Below are 2339 nucleotides of genomic sequence, written 5' to 3'. Positions count from 1 at the left end.
GCCGTACCGGTTTAAAGTTAATCCACTATAAAAACAAAAATAGGTCGTCTGAAAACTCAAACTACGGAAAATACATGCGTTCACGAATCAAGCAAGGGGCACTTATCGTCGCATCCTCCCTCATTTTGGGCTTATCCCTCCACACCGCAGCAGCCGTCTTCAGCTGCCATTCCGGTAACAGCAAAACCTACACATCCGAACCATCTGGAAACTGCACAGGCGCGGATCTGCCCAAAATCAGCAGCCACCAAGGCGGTGCATACCGTCTGAAAATCAACAAATTAAGCAGCGATACCGAAGAAAAGGCGGCCAAGCCCAAGAAGGCGCGTTCAAAAGAAAAATCGCGAGAAAAGGCGCAAGAGCAAGAGACAAAGAGCAAAAACGCCAAATCACGCGCCAAAAAATCGGATAAAGCCGCAAAAACGTCGTCTGAAAACGAGTGAGGCAAATTTCGCTATAACGAATGAGACGGTTTGGTTTGAAATTAAAAAAGTCAGCCGTCCTATTTGAGAGAATATGCTGGCATTGTTATACTATTACAGTTGAATGCAATATCTATCGAACAATTACTTATTTCACATTACGACCTTACCATGAAACAATCACTTCACGCATTGGCAGCTTCATTGCTAATGTTTGCCGCCGCATCAGGCGCACAAGCTTCCTCTAAAATCTATACCTGCACAGTCAACGGCGAAGTTGTCTATACTTCGCGCCCATCCGGAAACTGCCATTCGGCAGATTTACCGACCATCGGCAAATACAGCAGCACGCGCTACGATGCTCCCGCTTTAGAAATGCCCGAGCCTGCTGCCGAAGCTCCGTCAAAACGAGCCGGTAACGCAAAACCTGCCCCTAAAAATACCGCTAAGGCGAATCCTGCACCTGCGCCCATCCGTCCTGCTCCTGAAGTCGCAGCAACGCCTGCGCCCAAATCCTCCGGCAGCACTAGCCGCCGTTCGATTTTGGAAACAGAGTTGAGCAACGAGCGTAAAGCGCTGGGCGAAGCGCAAAAATCTCTGGCGCAAGCCCGTGTAGCCAAAGGCGGTCATGTCAACCAACAGGAAATCAACAGCCTGCAAAGCGCGGTACTCGACCGCCAGCAAAACATCCAAGCCCTGCAAAGGGAATTGAGTCGGATGTAGGCTGTTCCTACCTTCTTTACCTGCCTTTCTTGGTTTTACATTACGTTAAATATTTCTAAAATATAAAGTTTTACAATTAACCTTTAAAACTTTTAGAAATAGGTACGTATATGGCATCCTATTTGTCCGCTTTTGTACTGGCTGCACCTATGGTGCTTGCCGCCCCGTATGTTGCCGCTGCACATCCTGCACAAGAGCAGATGCAGCAAAATATCGATACTGTTTTGAAAATCGCACGCAATACTTCCTTGAGCGAGCCGCAGCGTGTCAAACAAATACAGCAGTATGCCGACCGTTATTTGGATTATGAACGCATTTCCGCTTTGGCTGTCGGCGCGCCTTGGCGCAATTTCTCAGCACAGCAGAAAACAGATTTTATTCAGGCATTCAAAGAGATGGTGGTTTCGATGTATTCCCATTCCGCTTTGGTGGGCGCTGCCGATGCGAAGGTTAAATTGCTGCCTAAAATGACTGAAAACGGCAATAAGTTTGATGTGTTTTCGGAGCTTCAAACGAAGAGCGGTAAGAAATACGAAGTGGCGTATCAGCTTTATCGGGTAGGTTCTGCTTATAAAATCTACAATTTCCGTTTGGATGGCACAAGTTTAGTAACGGTATACCGCAATCAATTCAATGAGTTGATTAAGCAAAAAGGTATTGACGGTACTATTGCCGTCGTTAAAGCTAAAGGTTTGAAAAAGCAATAATTTGATTGATAATTTTCCTGTTTTCTCAGGAGAAGGATTGGGATAGCTGTCCCATTTGAGGATAAGGGATATTATAGTGGAATTAACATAAATCAGGACAAGGCGACGAAGCCGTAGACAGTACAGATAGTACGGAACCGATTCACTTGGTGCTTCAGCACCTTAGAGAATCGTTCTCTTTGAGCTAAGGCGAGGCAACGCCGTACTGGTTTAAAGTTAATTCACTATAAAAATCAATGGGTTAAAAATGAACGGTCTTGCATTCATTTGAAACTTATGGGATTTAACAAACAAAAGGTCGTCTGAAAACTTTTAAAGTTCAGACGACCTTTGGTTTATTCTGAATCATGGTTGTAGTGGAGTTGTTTTCTACCTGCTACTTTGTTATTGCAAGTTGGTTCAAGGGAAATGATTTTTGAAAATATAGTGGATTAAATTTAAACCGGTACGGCATTGCCTTAGCTCAAAGAGAACGATTCTCTAAGGT

Annotated in this window: 3 protein-coding genes; all 3 read left to right on the top strand. The window is 44.8% G+C overall.

Annotated features, from left to right (window positions below):
• The first annotated feature begins 74 nt into the window (after positions 1 to 74).
• The gene (locus HMPREF3277_RS11505) at positions 75 to 443 is read left to right on the top strand and encodes a nucleolar protein (RefSeq protein ID WP_070601934.1); all 369 of its coding nucleotides are present in this window, start codon (positions 75 to 77) and stop codon (positions 441 to 443) included.
• A gap of 150 nt (positions 444 to 593) precedes the next feature.
• Positions 594 to 1145, top strand: coding sequence for a hypothetical protein (locus HMPREF3277_RS11500; protein ID WP_070871195.1), 552 nt, complete (start codon positions 594 to 596; stop codon positions 1143 to 1145).
• Between the two features lie 110 nt (positions 1146 to 1255).
• The gene (locus tag HMPREF3277_RS11495) at positions 1256 to 1852 is read left to right on the top strand and encodes an MlaC/ttg2D family ABC transporter substrate-binding protein (RefSeq protein ID WP_003758567.1); all 597 of its coding nucleotides are present in this window, start codon (positions 1256 to 1258) and stop codon (positions 1850 to 1852) included.
• Positions 1853 to 2339 lie beyond the last annotated feature (487 nt).

Source organism: Neisseria sp. HMSC70E02 (genome assembly GCF_001838645.1).
GTDB classification, from domain to species: domain Bacteria; phylum Pseudomonadota; class Gammaproteobacteria; order Burkholderiales; family Neisseriaceae; genus Neisseria; species Neisseria macacae.
The sequence above is the reverse complement of the archived record's forward strand: the minus strand, read 5'-3'. Positions and strand labels throughout refer to the sequence as shown.

Bases quoted from the DNA above. Each gene is read 5' to 3' on its own strand.
- HMPREF3277_RS11505 (WP_070601934.1), top strand. From the start codon at position 75: ATGCGTTCACGAATCAAGCAAGGGGCACTTATCGTCGCATCCTCCCTC.
- HMPREF3277_RS11495 (WP_003758567.1), top strand. From the start codon at position 1,256: ATGGCATCCTATTTGTCCGCTTTTGTACTGGCTGCACCTATGGTGCTT.
- HMPREF3277_RS11500 (WP_070871195.1), top strand. From the start codon at position 594: ATGAAACAATCACTTCACGCATTGGCAGCTTCATTGCTAATGTTTGCC.